Below are 17,820 nucleotides of genomic sequence, written 5' to 3'. Positions count from 1 at the left end.
CGGTTACTGGGTGCTTTCCGTCTCTCCGCCATCGGGCTGGGATGACTTGCTGATAACTATCAGCGTGACAGTGCTTCCCTCATCCACCTGTGTGCCAACGCCTGGATTACACTTAATTACCTGGCCTACCGTTCCTACAGTTTCAGAATCATACTTGATATCTGCTTTTAATCCGACACCATCTAATAAGGCTCTAGCCTCCTCAATCGATATGCCTGTAACAGGTGGAACACTTACCTTCTCCGGTGGCTTCGGTCCGCTGCTGATCGTCAGTCCTACGCTGGTACCCGGGGCAACCTTTTTGCCGCCCGCCACCGTCTGGGATACTACCTGGCCCTTCGGAACGTCATCATAATACTCATAGGTAACCGTACCTACCGTCAGTCCTGCGGCAGTAATAGCGTTCTGGGCATCTCCGTCCTGCTGGCCTACAACGTTCGGCACCGTCTTCTTCTCTGAGCCTTTGCTCACCTTCATGACAATCTCCGTGTCCTTGGTAGCCCTGGCATTCGCCGCAGGCGTCGTGCCAATGACATCTCCCTCGGCAACGGAATCGCTGTATGCAAAATCCGATGTGATCTTCTCAAACCCGGCATCCTCCAGCGCCTTCTGAGCCTCGCTCTCACTCATATTGCTGACATTCGGTACTGTGATCTCATCTCCCACAAGGCCGGAACTTACCACTACCTGAATGGTCGTATTCTTGGCAACCCGCTTGCCAGCCTCCGTCTTCTGCTTGGATACCGTGCCTTCCTCATACTTCTTGGATTCTTCTCTGGCAACGACTTTGAAGCCCAGTCCCTTTTTGTTCAGAGTCTTCTTCGCCTCGTCTTCCGTCATTCCCACTACATTTGGCACCTTCACCTTTGTCTTCTCATCGGTATCAACCGTATCAATGCCAAATCCGCCTTTAAATATGCCGGCTGCTTTGCCGATGGCAAATACCAGGATGAACACGATAATAATCGCTACCACGATGGTCAGGATCTTCATAACCTTCTTCATGCGCGGGTTTACATCATCGGAACTCTTGCCCTTCTTTCCTTTTCCGCCGTACTCCTCATCGTCATCATACTCATCGTACTCGTCGTCATCTTCGTCGTACTCGTCAAATTCCTCTTCGTCGCCATATTCATCTTCATCATACTCGTCAAATTCCTCTTCGTCATCATAAGAACTGCGGATATCATCCAATTCTTCATCTGTTATAATAACCGTATCCGCGTTACCCAGTGGCGGAATTACCACAAAATCACCGTCCGGGTCTACCAGAGAACGTTTCAAGTCCTGAATCAGCTCACCCGTATTCCTGTATCTTCTCTCCCCATTCTTCTGAGTACATTTCAATATAATCTGCTCCAGGCTGTACGGTATGTCCGGCACGATCTCTGACGGAGGGGTAATCTCCTCCTGCAGATGCTTGATTGCCACGGAGACGGTAGAGTCGCCGTCAAAAGGCACTTGTCCCGTAACCATCTCATACAGGGTAATGCCGATTGAGTAGATATCGCTCTTCTGATCGCTGAATCCGCCTCTTGCCTGCTCCGGAGAGGTATAATGCACAGAACCCATTGCATTGGAACTGATCGTATTGGATGTCGTGGCCTTTGCAATACCAAAGTCCGTTACCTTTACCTTGCCGTCTTTTGATATGATAATGTTCTGCGGCTTGATATCTCTATGGATAATGTTGGCTGCATGGGCTACGCCGATCCCGGTACACATCTGGATCGCGATGCTTATGGTTTCTTTATGGGAAAGCCTTCCCTTCTTATCTATATATTCCTTCAGCGTAATTCCTTCCACGAGTTCCATAACCATATAGTAAAGCCCGCGGTCCTCCCCAACGTCATACACATTTACCACATTAGGGTGTATCAGCCCGGCTGCCGCCTGGGCCTCAGAACGGAATTTGCGCACAAAATTCTCATCTTCCTTAAATTCCTTTTTCAGGACCTTGATTGCCACGTAACGATTGAGCATATGGTCTTTGCCTTTATAGACATCGGCCATCCCCCCTGCTCCAATCTTACTTATCACTTCATACCTTTTACCAAGAATAATACCATTTTTTACCATATACTCACCTCATCCGCAAGTGGCTCCGCTATAACAACCCCTATGTTATCTCTCCCGCCATTGCTATTTGCCTTCTCAATCAACATCTGTACTGCCTCTACCACATCCCGGGAACCCTTGACGATATTGAACATATCTTCATCTTCCACCATGTTGCTGAGTCCATCGGTACACATCAAAATGACATCCCCTTTTTTCAGGCGGTATTCATAGATGTCTGCCTCCACATCTTCCTTGACTCCAATGGCACGCGTTATAATATTCTTATCCGGGTGATTCTTGGCCTCTTCGGCCTTGATGCCTCCAAGCCTTACCATTTCCTCTACCAGGGAATGATCCTTGGAGATCTGCCGGATCTTATCGTTGATCAGATATAGCCTGCTGTCTCCCACATTGGCAAAATAAAGCGTATTGCCTACCACAGTGGCTACTACCAGTGTCGTGCCCATGCCTTCCAGCTTAATGTCTGTAGATGCTGCCTCAATCAGCTTATGATTTGCAATGCCAACGACGTTGCGCAAGATCTCCTCCGGCTTATCCAAAGGCGTATCCTCTAATTCCTCCCGCAATACCTTCACCGTATATTTGGACGCGAAGTCTCCAGCCTTGTGGCCGCCCATTCCATCGGCAACCGCAAGGAGATTCGGGAATGGCCCGATGGGCTTATCCGTCACATATACGTAGTCCTGGTTTATCTCGCGTTTTCTCCCAACATCAGTCATTGCATATATCTTCATCTGGTTCTCCTTCATTCGCGGCCGTATGGCGTCTGCGCAGCTGGCCGCAGGCTCCGTCGATATCCGAGCCTCTTTCCCTTCTTATAGTAACATTAATTCCGTTTTTTTCAAGTTTATTTTTGAATTCAAGGGCATTTTTCCTGTCCGGCTTCTTGAAGTCCCGCTCCTTGATCGGATTCACAGGAATCAAATTCAGATGACAATTTCGCTTCCTCAATATGGAGATCAGTTCCCTGGCATCCTCCATCTGATCGTTCACGCCTTCTACCAGACTATATTCAAAGGTGATCCGCCTCCCCGTCTTTTCAAAATAGTAATCGCAGGCATCCAGGACTTCCGGAAGCTCGTATCGGTCTGCCACCGGCATCAGCCTCTTACGCTTCTCCTGGGTCGACCCATGCAAGGAGAGGGCAAGCGTGATCTGAAGACCTTCATCCGCAAGCCTCTTCATATTCGGAACAATGCCGCAGGTGGAGGCCGTGATGTTGCGCTGGCTGATATGTAGTCCATGCTCATCGCTCAGTATATGGATGAATTTCACGAAGTTATCATAATTATCCAGCGGCTCCCCAGTACCCATGACGACTACATTGGATACCCGCTCTCCCGTCATCTTCTGAATCTGATATATCTGCCTGAGCATCTCGGAAGGAGCCAGGCTTCTTTCCAGCCCTCCGATGGTGGAGGCGCAGAACCGGCATCCCATGCGGCATCCGGCCTGAGACGAGATGCATACGGAATTGCCGTAGTTATACTTCATCAGCACGCTCTCAATCATATTGCCATCGCACAATTCAAACAGAAACTTTTCTGTAGGATCTACCTTGGAAATCTGATGGTCAATCATCTTGACTTTTGCAATCTCATACTCTTCCTTCAACTTTTCCCGAAGCTCCTTTGAGAGGTTGGTCATCTCATCAAAACTCTCTGCGAGCTTTACATGCAGCCATTCATAGATCTGAGTACTGCGGAAATCCTTCTCTCCAATTCGTGCGATCTCTTCTTTCAATTCTTCAAAACTATAAGAACATATATCTTTCTTACTCATCATTCTCCCTCTGGAACATGGCGATATAGAATCCATCCCCCGGATCCCTTCCGGGAAGCATCTGCTTCTGGCGGATCAGGCGGAACTTGGGATCTATTTCCGTTAACCATCTTGCATTCTCTTCATTCTCGTCTCTGCTGATCGTGCAAGTGCTGTATAGAAGTTTTCCGCCAGGCTTTACGTACTCCTTAACGACTTTTAGCATACTGCGCTGCAGCGATGCCAATTCCTTCTGCATCTCTTCTGTCATCCGGCTCTTCAAATCCGGCTTTTTCCCCAGCACGCCCAGGCCAGAACACGGCAGGTCGGCTATGACGATATCCGCTTTTTTAATGGATGCTTCATCTCGAACCGTGGCATCCTTACAGACTGCTTCTATATTATGAAGGCCGCTCCTTAAGATATTCTCCCGGATCAGCCCTACCTTATACTCCGTCAGATCCCTGGCTTCCACATGACCGGTTCCGGCCAGTATTTCTGCCAGATGGATGGCCTTTCCTCCCGGCGCCGCGCACACGTCAATGATATAATCGTCCGCCTTAGGCGCTGCCCACCGGGCTACCTGCATCGAACTGATATCCTGCACTTGGTAGTACCCCTGGCGGAAACTATTTAATCCTGCCAGGTGGTCATATCCCGATAAGTATAGCGCATAAGGGACGGCTGGCTCCTCTTCCACCGTAACGCCTTCTTCTTTTAGTAGTTTCAGCAGTTCTTCTTTTGTAATCTTTTCCAGATTGCATCTCACCGTGATGGGCTTCTCTTTCAGGAACTCTTCTGCTATCCTCTTTACCGTCTCTTCATCATATGATGCAAGCCACTGCTTTAGGATCCACTGGGGCAGGCTGTAGCGAATCTCCATCCACGCAAGCCTGTCTTCCTCGGAAGGATACGCGACGGATTCCAGATTACGGCTCACACTCCTTAACACCCCGTTTACAAATCCTTTCAACGTTGAAAATCCGCGTTTTGAAGCAAGTTTTACTGCCTCGTTTAAGACAGCGGAATCCGGCACGCTATCCATATATTTTAACTGGTATACCGCGCTGCGTATGATCATCCTGATGACAGGCTTCATTTTCTGAACCTTAACTTTGGAAAATTGATTAATGATATAGTCGATTTCTATCATATGTTCAAGCGTGCCATTTACCACTCTCGTGATAAATGCACGCTCTTTCTTATCAAGATACTGATATTTGTCTAGAACATTCTTAAGGGCAATATGACTATATTCCCCGTCTCTTGTGATCTGAAGCAGTATATCAAGCACGAGTTCCCGCCCGTTTACAGATGCTGCCATTCTTCTTCCTCCATCTAATCCCTTCTGCTGTTAGCCAGCAGTATAATACGCAGAAGCTGCAGGATTGCAGAGGCTGCGCCTGCCACATACGTCAGAGCCGCCGCAGAGAGCACCTTTTTCGTAGCATCTACTTCATCCTCATATAACATGCCGCTGCTGCCCAATATACGGATGGCCCTGCTGGACGCATTGAACTCCACCGGCAGAGTGACAATCTGGAACAGTACTGCCAAGGAAAAGGCTATAATTCCCAGATTCAAAAACAGCATGGACGACCGGCTGCTAAAAAGCAGGCCGATCAGGATCAGCGGCCATGCTATCGCGCTTCCAAAGTTCGCCACCGGCACCAGCGCCCCGCGGATCTTAAGCGGCGCGTACCCTGTGGCGTGCTGGATTGCATGCCCGCACTCATGTGCCGCAACACCCACTGCCGCCACGGATGTAGAATTATAGGTGGCATCCGACAACCGCAGCACCTTGGTTCTCGGGTCATAATGGTCTGTCAGATCTCCGGAAATATGCTCGACTCTTACATCATAGATGCCGGCCCCTCTTAAGACCTGCTCTGCTGCTTCTCTTCCCGTCATGCCGGAATGATTCCTGACACGGGAGTATTTATTAAATGTCGACTTCATCTTGGAAGAAGCCAACAGACAGATGATCACGCCTATAATGACCAGCATATATGTTGGTTCAAAAAACATAGGATAATACATACTTTATACGCCTCCTGCTTTTAAAAAATATATTTGTTATTATATATGAAAACCCGACAAAAAAACGTCTTTTCATACAAATTTAACAATTATTAATGATTTCCTCAGATATTGGAGGCCAACATCGACCCTTCTTCCACCTGGTAGCCTCTCAGAAACGCGTCTGCCTTCATCCGCTTCTTGCCTGGGATCTGCAGTTCCAGGATTTTCAGAAGTCCCGCTCCTGCCTGTACCAGGAATCCGTCTTTTTCTATTTTTACGATGGTTCCGGGAGCCTTGCCCGTCTCGCCTTCCATGACTTTTGCCTCCCAGATCTTCATGACCTTGCCATTCCAGTCCGTATAGGCGCTGGGCCACGGATTCAGGCCTCTGACCAGACGCTCGATGGATAAGGCATCTTGGGTCCAGTCGATGCTGCCCAGTTCCTTCGTCAGCATCCTTGCATACTCCGTGGGACTTTCTCCCTGCTTCTCTCTTACGGCGCTTCCATCTTCCAGAGCCTTTAAGGTGCGCACGCAGAGCCTGGCGCCTGCCTCAGCCAACTTGTCATGCAGGCTTCCTCCGGTCTCTTCTTCGTCCAGTATCACCTCTTCTTTTAAAAGCATATCCCCGGTATCCAGTCCCTCATCCATCTGCATCGTAGTCACCCCGGTGACCTTCTCCCCGTTGATGACTGCCCACTGGATCGGCGCGGCCCCTCTGTACTTGGGCAGGAGGGACGCATGGACGTTGACGCAGCCATAAGGCGTCATCTCAAGAATCTCTTTCGGAAGAATCTGCCCGAAGGCAATGACTACCATGATATCCGCCTCATATTTCCGAAGTTCTTCTACGCACTCCGGCGCACGGATCTTTTTCGGCTGGAATACTGGAATCCCATACTCCAGCGCCATCTCCTTCACCGGCGGATACTGCATCCTGCCGCCTCTTCCTTTTGGCTTATCCGGCTGCGTGACTGCCAGCACCACCTCATGTCCGGCCTCTGCCAGGGCTTTTAACGTTCCCACAGAAAACTCCGGCGTACCCATGAATATGACCTTCATCTAAACTTCCTCCTCATAATTCACGTCGTGCAATTCTCCTTCTACCAGATCGACATACATCCTTCCATCCAGATGGTCGATCTCATGACAGAACGCTCTCGCAAGAAGTCCTTCGCCTTCTAATTCAATCTCTTCCATGTCTTCATTCAATGCCCGCACCTTCACATAATCCGGGCGCGTCACCATTCCTGACTTGCCAGGCACGCTCAGGCACCCTTCTTCCCCGGACTGCTCGCCGGAGGTCTCTATAATCTCTGGGTTAATGAGCACAATGGGGCCTTCCCCCACATCGATTACCACGATTCTTTTAAGCACGCCCACCTGCGGCGCTGCCAATCCTACGCCAAGCGCCTCATACATAGTATCCAGCATGTCATTGATGAGTACTTTGGTCCTTAATGTTATCTTCGTTACTTCCTTGCATGGTTTTGTCAAAACCTCGTCTCCGATTTCTCTGATCTTTCTCGTTGCCATACGCTTCTCTCCTCTAAAATACATTCATGGGATTAAAGTCGAACTGAATTCTCAGCGACTGAAATCCTTTATTGATTTCTATATACTGCTCCATCCGGTTTTTCGCCTCTACCAGCCTTTTATAGTCCCCGCCTTTTAAGTAGAGCACTCGGCGGTAGGCATCGCTCACCTTTGCCACATTGGGGCTGGCCGGGCCGATAATCTGAAGTTCCTTATCCTTATCCGCAAGCTGCGCGAATTCCTTCAAATATCTGGCCGCCGTCTCAAGCATGCTTTCATCCGCCCCTGTCATCAGCACTGCAAGAAGCTGCTCCACCGGCGGATATCCCATCAATTCCCGGTAATCCATCTCTTCTTTATAGAATCCTTCATAATCCTGGGCCGCCGCCATCTGGATGCTGTAGTGCTGGGGGCTGTAGGTCTGGATTATGACTTCCCCTTTGCCGCTTCCTCTTCCGGCCCTTCCGGCCGCCTGGGTCAGAAGCTGGAATGTCCGCTCGCCTGCCCGGTAATCATTGGAATACAAAGACATATCCGCTGCCAGGATTCCAACCAAAGTAACATTAGGAAAATCATGGCCTTTGACGATCATCTGGGTACCGATCAGAATATCAGCCTCTTCATTAGCGAATGTCTCCAGAATCTTTTCATGGCCGTCCTTGGCTTTTGTGGTATCCATATCCATCCGAAGGGCCCTGGCGCTTGGAAACTGCCGCTTCACCAGTTCTTCAACCTGCTGTGTGCCTGCCTTGAAGCCCCCGATATACGGTGAGCCGCAGGAAGGACACAGATTAACTTGGGGTTCTTCGTATCCACAGTAGTGGCAGACCATCTTCCCATTCTTATGCGCCGATAAGGATACATCGCAATGAGGACATTTTACTACATATCCGCAGGCTCTGCAAGAAACAAAGCCCGCATATCCTCTTCGATTCAAAAAAAGCATGATCTGCTCCTTTTTCTTAAGCCGCTCCTCCATCAGTTCTTTCAGATGGTCGCTTAAAATAGAACGGTTGCCTGCCTTCATCTCCTTACGCATGTCTTCTACATACACCGCAGGCAGTTCCCGGAGCGTAGCCCTGTTCTTAAGTTCCAGCATCTTGATGCGTCCCCTCTTGCAGCCATAGAAGGCTTCCAGCGATGGAGTAGCCGAACCCAGCACCACGCTTGCGCCTTCCATCTTTCCCCGCATCATGGCAGTCTCCCTGGCATGGTATCTGGGAACCTGCTCGCTTTTATAGGTGGTCTCATGCTCTTCATCAATGACGATCAATCCCAGATTGGGAAATGGCGTAAACAAAGCAGAGCGTGGGCCGATCATTACGTCAACCTCTCCTGCCTTCACCCGTTCCATCTGGTCAAACCGCTCTCCCTGGGACATCCTGGAATTCAAGATGGACACCCGGTCGCCAAACTTCCCATAGAACCGCATGACCGTCTGATACGTAAGGGCGATCTCCGGGATCAGGACGATGGCCTGCCCGCCTTCCTTCAGCACTCTGTCAATCATCTCCATATAGACTTCTGTCTTGCCGCTTCCGGTAACCCCATATACAAGATAGTTTTCCCGCTTTCCCTGTCTATAGTCATCCCAGAATACGCCGATGGCATGCCGCTGCTCATCCGTAAGCCTGACTTCTTCCCTTTCCCGCACTTTGTGCTTTACAGGATTGCGAAATACCTGTTCCGATTGAAGCGCCACGATCTTCTGTTCCTCCAGCGCTCTTACCACTGCCCTGGTGATGTTCAGCTTCCTGGTCAAAAGTTCGTACTCCTGCTCCGGCTCATCCAATAAAGCCGCCAAAAGCCTGGCTCTGGCTTTTTGGTTCTTATGAAGGTAGACATCCAGCGCCTTTTTCCCAGCCTCTTCATCAAGCAGCAGGCGGATCCTCCTTTTTTCTTTGACACGTTCCGTACGCTTGATGGGAATCACCGTCTTAAGCGCCTGTATCATGGTTCCCCCGTAATACTCCTTCATCCAGGCAGCCAAAGCCACCAATTTAGACTCGATCGCCACGCTATCCTTGGCAATCCCGGCAACCGGCTTGATCTTTGCTACATCATACCCGGCTTCCCTGGAGAATCCGGTCACGTAACCCTTCGTCTCTTTATTGCCTCTTCCAAAAGGCACCACGACTTCCGTGCCAACCTTAAGCATCCCCTCGAGATGGGAGGGGATGCTGTATTGGAATACTTTATCCAGTTTTTCATGTGTTATGTCAATAATGATATCAGCGTACATCTAACTCCTCTAATATTTCCCGGATCAGGACGCGCTCATCCATATCATGCTTGACGCCCTTGATCTCCTGATAAGTCTCATGGCCTTTTCCAGCCAGAATAATAACGTCGCCCGGCTGTCCGTTCTCGATGACGTACTTGATGGCCTCTTTCCTGTCACAGATGGAGATATATTTCCCATCCGTCTTCTTCATCCCCACAATAATATCGTCAATGATGGCCTGGGGTTCCTCAAACCTCGGATTATCTGATGTGATAACCGTAAAATCGGAAAGCCGTCCTGCCACTTCTCCCATCTCATACCTGCGGGTCTTCGAACGGTTGCCGCCGCAGCCGAATACCGTAACAATGCGCTGCGGATGGTAATCCCTCAAGGTCAGCAGCAGGCTTTCCAGACTCATGGCATTGTGGGCATAGTCGATCATCAGCGTAAAGTCATCCGACACCTTTACCATCTCGATGCGCCCTTTTACCTTTGCCACTTTAAGCGCTGTCTTAATATTCTCCACAGGCACATCAAAATGCCTGCACACCGCGATAGCGGTTAAGGAATTGTAGACGCTAAAATCGCCCGGAATATCAATCTCCACATCAAAGTTCATCAGGCCGCTTACCTGGTACTTAACTCCCAGATACCCAGGCCTTGAAATATGCTGCACGTCTGTAGCGCGAAGGTCTGCCTTCTCCGAGAATCCAAAAGTCTCCACTTTGCACGTGGCATTCTTAAATACGTCTTCATACCATCTGTCATCCACATTGGCAATTCCCAGATTGCACTGTGTAAACAGGATCCCTTTGCAGCGTTTGTAATCTTCGAAGTCCTTATGCTCGTTCGGGCCGATATGATCCTCCCCAGGTTCGTAAAGATTCCAATCTCAAACTGGATACCGGCCGTCCTGTGAAGCATCAGGCCCTGGGAGGAAACTTCCATAACCACGCTGTCGCATCCGGCTTCCGCCATCTGCGCAAAATACTGATGGATCGTATAAGACTCCGGCGTCGTATTGTTCGCCGGGATGGCCTTATCCCCGATAATGGCCTCAATGGTGCCGATCAGGCCTACTTTGTGGCCCACGCCCTCCAGGATAGACTTGACCATGTATGTGGTCGTAGTCTTGCCCTTCGTCCCGGTAATACCGATGACCTTCAACTTTTCGGCGGGATATCCGAAGTAGGCGGCGGACATAAGCGCCAGGGCGTACCGGGTATCATCCACGCGAATCACCGTAAGCCCTTTTGGCGCATCTACCGGGCGCTCCACGATCACTGCAGCGGCCCCCTTCGCTGCTACATCGTCAATATATTTATGTCCGTCTGATACGGCTCCGCTGATGCATACGAAGACGCTCCCTTCTGTAACCTTGCGGGAATCATTGATCAGCTGGGTCACCTCGACCTCATCGCTGCCCTGACGGACCTCGTATTCCAGACGTTCCAATAACTGTGTCAGTTTCATAAAAAAGCCTCCTAAAGATTTCATTCTTTCCAATATCCATGTTGCCATATAGCAACATTATACCATTATTTCCAGATGCCGCAAAGATTAAATTGTGCTCACATCATTGCAATGACTGTCAAAAAAGGGGGGCTGGATTTTCCCCCCCCCCTTAATCGATCGGCGATAATACTGACAGAATCCTTCTCATCGAAACGCCGTAAAATTTATACTGATTCAGCCTGCCCCGCTTGAACGCGTACAGCGCCTGTTCTGCACAGTGGAACAACATTCTACTCCTTTGGCCGCAGAATTGTCAATCTAATCCACTTTCTTCCTTGAAGCCCTCTCCCACGACTTCATTGGACTCCATAATAATCGTAAATGCCTGGGGATCGATCTTATGGACCATCTTCTTGATCGTATACATCTGCTTGTTATTGCACGCGCACATTACCACGTCCTTCTCCTGTTTTGAATAACTTCCCATTCCTCTGAGAATCGTGGAGCCTCTGCCGGAATAGGCGTCAATGTGCTTTGAAACCTCCTCGCCATGCTCCGTCACAATAAATGTCATCTTGCCTTCGTCAATGCCATAAAGTATCCGGTCCATGACGATCGCCATGAGATAAGTAACGAGCACGCCATAGATGAACCCGTCCACATCCTTGAATACCAGGCCGCTTCCCAGCACGATAGTAGCCACATCCAGCACGAACGTGATCATGCCCAGGGTAACATGCGGCTTTACCTTCTTAATCGCCACGCTGATGAAATCCTGGCCGCCAGTGGATGAGCCTCTCATAAATATCAGCGCATATCCTGCTCCGGACAGCACGCCCATACACAGCGCCGCCAAAAGTCTGCTGCCCTCATATACCGGGAGCAGCGGCGCGATATAGTCCATCAGGAGGGATGAGATAACCATGGACTTTACAGATTTGATAAAAAATCTCCTTCCCAGAAACTTATAGCAGAAGATTGCCACCGGAACATTTAAAAGAATCGTCCCGGCTCCCACCGGGAGCCCGATCAAATGATACATGATGATGGCAATTCCTGAGAATCCGGCTACCGGGAAATTAGCATTCAGCGCAAAGTTATAGATTCCTATGGCAATGATCATTCCAGCAAATAGATCCACAAGAATGTCCGTCCCCCATTCCTTCCAATTTATCTTTCCCATATCAAATACCTCCTTATCAGCCAAAAAAGAGCATCCGCAAACTATAAACTTATAATTCGCAACTGCTCTTCTGATTATCAGTATATCGTTGAAATATTTTTCTGTCAAGAATGGGGACCCTTTGTGACGATATCTTTGCCGTACTTTTTACGGATCTGTTCCAGGGCAGTATTGATCTTTTCCTTCTTTTCTTTTTTCGGATCCGCCTCAAAGCGAATATCAAATAAGCTAAGCTGCACCGGCTCTCCCTCCTCTGACAGTTTGGAACTTCTGATTCCAAGAAGCCTTATGGGCTCCTGATTCCATAATTCCTTAAACAATTCCCTCGCCACCTGGTAAATCTCCTGATCCAAATTCGTCGGCTTTTCCAACTGTCTTTGATGGGATACGGATTCAAAGGTGTGGTACTTTATCTCCACGCTTAGCATCCCCGCTTTCTGTCCTGCCTTTCGAAGCCTCCTTCCGACGCTTCCGGCCAGAGCCTTAAGCACCGCCTCCGCCTCAACCTGCGTCCTTGCATCCCGGGGAAGCGTGGTGGAGTTCCCGATTCCTTTTGCTTCTGCCTTCTCTCTTGCCACTTCGGAGTGATCGATACCGTTGGCAAATTCCCAGAGTTTTCTGCCGTGGCTCTTCAGATGCAGTTCCAGTATCTTCAGATCCGTGCATGCCAGATCGCCAATGGTACGTATGTCCAGTTTCTCTAACGTCTCCACACTGGAACGCCCTGCCATATACAGTTCCCTCACGGGAAGCGGCCACATCTTCACCTGGACCTCCTCCGGGAACAGCGTATGCACCTTGTTGGGCTTCTCAAAGTCCGAAGCCATTTTTGCCAGCAGCTTGTTGGTCGATATGCCGATATTGACGGTGAATCCGAATTTTCGGCATACCTCGTTCTTAATCTTAAGGGCGCCATCCACCGGAGACGCAAAGCGGGGCGCAATCTCCGTAAAGTCCATATAGCACTCATCCACGCTTACCTGCTCGATGTGGTCTGTATAGGTTCTTAAGAACTCCATCAGCATATTGCTGTATTGTCTGTACAGTTTATGGTCCGGCGGCCTCATCACAAGCCCGGGACATTTACGAATGGCATTCGCGACAGGTTCCCCTGTCCGAATGCCACACTGTTTGGCAAGAGGCGACTTGGCCAGCACTACGCCATGCCTTGACTTCTGATCTCCGCCGATGATGGCCGGAATCGTCCTTAAGTCTACCTCTCCTCCATTCTTTAATTCTTCTATTGTCGTCCAGCTAAGGTAAGCTGAATTCACGTCGATATGAAATATTATTGACACAATGACTGGCTCCTTGCCGTTAATCTGCCATCCTCCGCGTCTATTACAATGGTCTCCTGCGCGCCTACGTCTCCTTGAAGCATCAGCCTGGCCGCCAGGGTCTCTACATGCTTCTGCAGATAGCGCTTCAGAGGTCTTGCTCCATAGGTGGGGTCATAGCCGCCTTCTACCACGTAATTTTTCGCCGCTTCAGTGAGGGCAATGCAAATCTCTTTCTCCGCGAGACGCTGATTCACATCCGCTACTAACAAGTCAATAATGTCATAAATATTATCTTTCGTCAATGGCTTGAACATAATCATTTCATCCAGACGGTTTAAAAACTCCGGCCTGAAATGAGCCTTCAACTCTTCCATGACTGCCTGCTGGCTGTCTTCGCTGATATTGCCATGGTCGTCGATGCCGTCCAGCAGATAGCCGGAGCCGATGTTGGATGTCATGATCAGGATGGTGTTCTTAAAGTCCACCGTCCGTCCCTGGGAATCGGTGATCCGCCCGTCATCCAGCACCTGGAGCAGTACGTTGAATACGTCCGGATGGGCCTTTTCTATCTCATCGAACAAGACCACGGAATATGGCTTCCTCCGAACCGCCTCCGTCAGCTGTCCGCCTTCGTCATATCCGACATATCCCGGAGGCGCCCCGATCAGTCTGGATACGGAAAACTTCTCCATATACTCGCTCATGTCGATACGCACCATGTTGCTCTCATCATCGAACAGGCTCTCAGCCAGCGCCTTAGCAAGTTCCGTCTTTCCCACACCGGTAGGGCCAAGGAACAGAAATGAGCCGATGGGCTTGGTCGGATCCTTGATGCCTGCCTTTGACCGGATAATTGCTTCGGTCACCAGTTCTACCCCTTCATCCTGTCCGATTACTCTTTTATGAAGTTCATCCGCCAGATGCAGGGTCTTGCTCCGCTCACTCTCATTAAGCTTGGCGACCGGGATTCCCGTCCAGCGGGAGACGATTCTTCCGATCTCTTCATCTGTGACGCTCTCATGCACTAAGGAACGATCCTCGTCCTTAATCTTCGTCTCTTCCTCCTCCAGCTGCTTCTGCAGCTGAGGAAGCCTGCCATACTGAAGTTCTGCTGCCCGGTTCAGATCATAGGCCTGCTGTGCCTTTTCGATCTCTTTGTTCACCTGTTCGATCTTCTCGCGCAGCTTCTGTACCCGCTCTATGCCAACCTTTTCATTGTCCCATTGGGCCTTCTTTCCGGCAAATGTCTCTCTAAGTTCCGCAAGTTCCTGGTTCAAGTGCTCCAGACGCTCCTTGCTTAGGCGATCATCCTCCTTCTTAAGGGCCGCCGCTTCGATCTCCATCTGCATGATCTTGCGCTGCATCTCATCCAGTTCTGCAGGCATGGAATCCAGTTCCGTCTTGATCAGCGCGCAGGCCTCATCCACCAGGTCGATGGCCTTATCCGGAAGGAACCGGTCGGAGATGTAGCGGTCAGACAGCGTTGCCGCGGCGACCAGCGCTCCGTCGGTGATCTTTACGCCATGGAATACTTCATAGCGTTCCTTCAGGCCACGCAGGATAGAGATCGCGTCCTCCACCGTAGGCTCATCCACCATGACCGGCTGGAACCGGCGCTCAAGCGCCGCGTCCTTCTCGATATACTGACGGTACTCATCAAGGGTGGTGGCACCGATGCAGTGAAGTTCTCCTCTGGCCAGCATAGGCTTGAGCATATTCCCGGCATCCATGGCTCCATCCGTCTTTCCTGCGCCCACAATGGTGTGCAGTTCGTCAATGAACAGGATGATTCTGCCGTCACTGTTCTTTACTTCTTCCAGAACTGCCTTCAGCCGTTCCTCAAATTCGCCCCTGTACTTGGCTCCAGCTACCAGAGCGCCCATATCCAGGGAAAATATGGTCTTATCCTTCAAGCCTTCCGGCACATCCCCGCGCACGATACGCTGCGCCAGGCCTTCCACCACCGCCGTCTTGCCGACGCCAGGCTCGCCGATGAGCACCGGGTTGTTCTTCGTCTTGCGTGACAGGATGCGGACCAGATTGCGGATCTCCGCGTCACGTCCGATAACCGGATCCAGTTTCTGGTCTCTTGCCCTCTCCACCAGATCCGAGCCGTATTTGTTCAGCGTATCGTAGGTGTCTTCCGGATTATCGCTTGTAACCCGCTGGTTACCCCTCACCGTGGACAGCACCTGCAGGAAGTCGTCCCGCTTGACTCCCATCTCGCGGAAGATCGTCTTGACCTCCTTGTTCGGATATTTGATCATGGAAAGGAACAGATGCTCTACGGATACATACTCATCCCCCATCTGCTTAGCCTCGTCCTCGGCGTGGATCAAAGCCTTATTCAGATCCTGACCAACATACTGCTGGCCTCCCTGCACCTTCGTGCGCTTCCGGATAGCCTCCTCCACCCGGTTGACCATGGCATTCTTGTCTATACCCATCTTTTCCATCAACTTTAAGATCAGGCTGTCATCCTGTACCAGAAGCGCGTACAGCAGATGCTCCTGCTCGATCTCCTGGTTGCCATATTCCAGAGCCACCTTCTCGCAGTCCTGGACAGCCTGAAGTGACTTTTGCGTAAATTTATTTATATTCATAGCGATGAACCTCCTTCACCTAGAAATCCGCATTATTGTTGTTCTACGAGAACTATAACAATATTTATTAGCACTGTCAAGAGGTGAGTGCTAATTTTTTTTGATATTTTTTTGGAGAACACCTCAAAAAGCTTGATTTTACGGGCTTTTTTAGGGTCTCCAATTTTTTAACTTTTTCAAAAAATGGCTTACTACACCATTTTTACACCATTTCTACACCAATTTGCGCGAAAACTACGAGCCATGCAGGGACGAAATCGGGGTGCCTTTTGGGAGCTTGCTCACATAAAGGCAGCTCCGGTTTTGGACCTATAAGGCGACAGCCGCGACCGAATGAACGCAGTTCATGAGGTCCATGGCGAGTAGTTCTTTAATCATTCTTAAAGAAATCTGAGACATCACATGATCTGAACCAGATCCATCTTCGCAATCTCTTTTTCAATCCTGGACCGGTCTGTAATATGGTTATAAACTTCCATCGTGACACTGATGTTCGCATGTCCCATTACATACTGAACGACCTTCATATCCAGATCTGTCTCTGCCATCCGGGTACAGGCCGTATGTCTGAGAATATGGGCGGAGATGTGCGGCAGCTCTTCCGGCTTTCTCCTCTCCCGCTTTGCCCGCTCATTTTCTTCCTCATTATACGCCTTCACAATATCCCGAAGAATAAAGTTCACAGTAGTCGGCATCATAGGACGTCCGCTCCTGCTCATGAATACGAAATTCGAAAGCCCTTCGATCTTCACATCCCTGGGAATTCCCATCTGAAAATTCAGCCGTCTCTGGGTCTCAAAGGCTTTTGCCACCATTTTGCTCATGGGAATCTCCCGGATCCCGGCTTCTGTCTTCGGCATGGTCACATGAAAATCACACCCGTCTCCATAGTTCTTATAGATCAGCTGATGATTCACGTATACGGTCCGGGTCTTCAGATCTACGTCCTTCCAAGTGAGCCCGATCAGTTCTCCACAGCGGAGTCCGGTTCCGATCATCACCTGTAAAAGCGGCAGATAAATATGGAATACCTCGCTGTTCTTTACATAGTTCAGCAGATTTTTCTGCTGGTCAAAGGACAGGGCGGTGCGTTTCTTTTCCGGTTCTCCATAATCTCCCAGCGTTCTCTTGGCCGGATTTTTCCGGATGATATCGTCATCTACAGCCACCTCAAAGCTCGGTAAGATCATATTATGGAGAAACTTGATGGTACTGTGGGAATATTTCTGTTTGCTCAGCCGAGAATAAAACAGGCGTACATGAGATGGTCTTACCTGTACCACTTTCATCTGTCCGAGTTCATTCCTCACAAGACTGTTCCACATCCTTCTGTAATTGGCCTGTGTACTCTCTGCCAGCTTTCTGGTATCCATGTGGATCTCAAACAGGTCATTGAGAGTCATGTTCTTGCATTGGGTATCGGTCAGAATTCCTTCGCTCTGGTCTTTCTCAATCTCTTTTTCTTTTTTCCTGAGTTCAGCCAGATCCGGAGAATAAACGGCCAGGCGTCTGCCAGTCCGTTCATCTTTGTACCGGTACATATAGAGTCCATCCTTGCGCTGGGATTCCCCGGTCCTCAGATTTCTTCCTCTATTGTCTTTTCTTGCCACAAAACCATTCCTTTCTCTAATTTCCACACCTCCCTGTTGTGGAGAATGGTCTTGTCCTGTCTATG

12 protein-coding genes and 1 pseudogene are annotated in these 17,820 nt (G+C 49.8%); all 13 read right to left on the bottom strand.

The genetic code is table 11. The annotated features are described in order from the left end of the window. Window positions 1-3: 3 nt before the first annotated feature. The 13 genes and pseudogenes from pknB to HDCHBGLK_RS09225 all read right to left on the bottom strand — a co-directional run bounded on the left by pknB (window position 4) and on the right by HDCHBGLK_RS09225 (window position 17,782). A complete protein-coding gene (gene pknB, locus HDCHBGLK_RS09285; protein ID WP_004605508.1) occupies window positions 4-2,079 on the bottom strand; it encodes a Stk1 family PASTA domain-containing Ser/Thr kinase in 2,076 nt (691 codons plus the stop codon). Next, window positions 2,073-2,816 carry a Stp1/IreP family PP2C-type Ser/Thr phosphatase gene (locus tag HDCHBGLK_RS09280; protein ID WP_009248757.1) on the bottom strand — a complete coding sequence of 248 codons (744 nt, stop codon included), beginning with the start codon at window positions 2,814-2,816 and terminating at the stop codon, window positions 2,073-2,075. The genes pknB and HDCHBGLK_RS09280 overlap by 7 nt, the downstream gene beginning before the upstream one ends. Continuing rightward, a complete protein-coding gene (gene rlmN, locus HDCHBGLK_RS09275) occupies window positions 2,794-3,864 on the bottom strand; it encodes a 23S rRNA (adenine(2503)-C(2))-methyltransferase RlmN (RefSeq protein WP_039909365.1) in 1,071 nt (356 codons plus the stop codon). The genes HDCHBGLK_RS09280 and rlmN overlap by 23 nt, the downstream gene beginning before the upstream one ends. Beyond that, window positions 3,857-5,167 carry a 16S rRNA (cytosine(967)-C(5))-methyltransferase RsmB gene (gene rsmB, locus HDCHBGLK_RS09270; protein ID WP_004605505.1) on the bottom strand — a complete coding sequence of 437 codons (1,311 nt, stop codon included), beginning with the start codon at window positions 5,165-5,167 and terminating at the stop codon, window positions 3,857-3,859. Before rsmB ends, rlmN begins: the two co-directional genes overlap by 8 nt. Before the next feature lie 14 nt (window positions 5,168-5,181). Beyond that, window positions 5,182-5,883 carry a zinc metallopeptidase gene (locus tag HDCHBGLK_RS09265; RefSeq protein WP_004605504.1) on the bottom strand — a complete coding sequence of 234 codons (702 nt, stop codon included), beginning with the start codon at window positions 5,881-5,883 and terminating at the stop codon, window positions 5,182-5,184. Between the two features lie 104 nt (window positions 5,884-5,987). Next, entirely contained in the window at window positions 5,988-6,926 is a 939-nt protein-coding gene (gene fmt, locus HDCHBGLK_RS09260) for a methionyl-tRNA formyltransferase (RefSeq protein WP_004605503.1), read from the bottom strand. Beyond that, the gene (gene def / locus HDCHBGLK_RS09255; protein WP_039909363.1) at window positions 6,927-7,400 is read right to left on the bottom strand and encodes a peptide deformylase; all 474 of its coding nucleotides are present in this window, start codon (window positions 7,398-7,400) and stop codon (window positions 6,927-6,929) included. Between the two features lie 13 nt (window positions 7,401-7,413). Beyond that, a complete protein-coding gene (gene priA / locus HDCHBGLK_RS09250) occupies window positions 7,414-9,642 on the bottom strand; it encodes a replication restart helicase PriA (protein WP_004605501.1) in 2,229 nt (742 codons plus the stop codon). After that, window positions 9,632-11,097 (bottom strand): annotated as a pseudogene (locus HDCHBGLK_RS19990) (UDP-N-acetylmuramoyl-L-alanyl-D-glutamate--2,6-diaminopimelate ligase). Before HDCHBGLK_RS19990 ends, priA begins: the two are co-directional and overlap by 11 nt. Before the next feature lie 295 nt (window positions 11,098-11,392). Beyond that, a complete protein-coding gene (locus HDCHBGLK_RS09240) occupies window positions 11,393-12,262 on the bottom strand; it encodes a YitT family protein (RefSeq protein ID WP_039909360.1) in 870 nt (289 codons plus the stop codon). Between the two features lie 104 nt (window positions 12,263-12,366). Further along, window positions 12,367-13,563 (bottom strand): DNA polymerase Y family protein, encoded by a 1,197-nt coding sequence (locus HDCHBGLK_RS09235; protein ID WP_334290406.1) that lies wholly within the window; start codon window positions 13,561-13,563, stop codon window positions 12,367-12,369. After that, window positions 13,551-16,145 (bottom strand): ATP-dependent chaperone ClpB, encoded by a 2,595-nt coding sequence (clpB, locus tag HDCHBGLK_RS09230; protein WP_004605496.1) that lies wholly within the window; start codon window positions 16,143-16,145, stop codon window positions 13,551-13,553. The genes HDCHBGLK_RS09235 and clpB overlap by 13 nt, the downstream gene beginning before the upstream one ends. A gap of 398 nt (window positions 16,146-16,543) precedes the next feature. Further along, a complete protein-coding gene (locus HDCHBGLK_RS09225) occupies window positions 16,544-17,782 on the bottom strand; it encodes a site-specific integrase (RefSeq protein WP_004605495.1) in 1,239 nt (412 codons plus the stop codon). Window positions 17,783-17,820 lie beyond the last annotated feature (38 nt).

It is taken from the genome of [Clostridium] scindens ATCC 35704 (genome assembly GCF_004295125.1).
Taxonomy (GTDB): Bacteria; Bacillota; Clostridia; order Lachnospirales; family Lachnospiraceae; genus Clostridium_AP; species Clostridium_AP scindens.
This window is presented reverse-complemented; position numbering and strand designations above follow the sequence as displayed.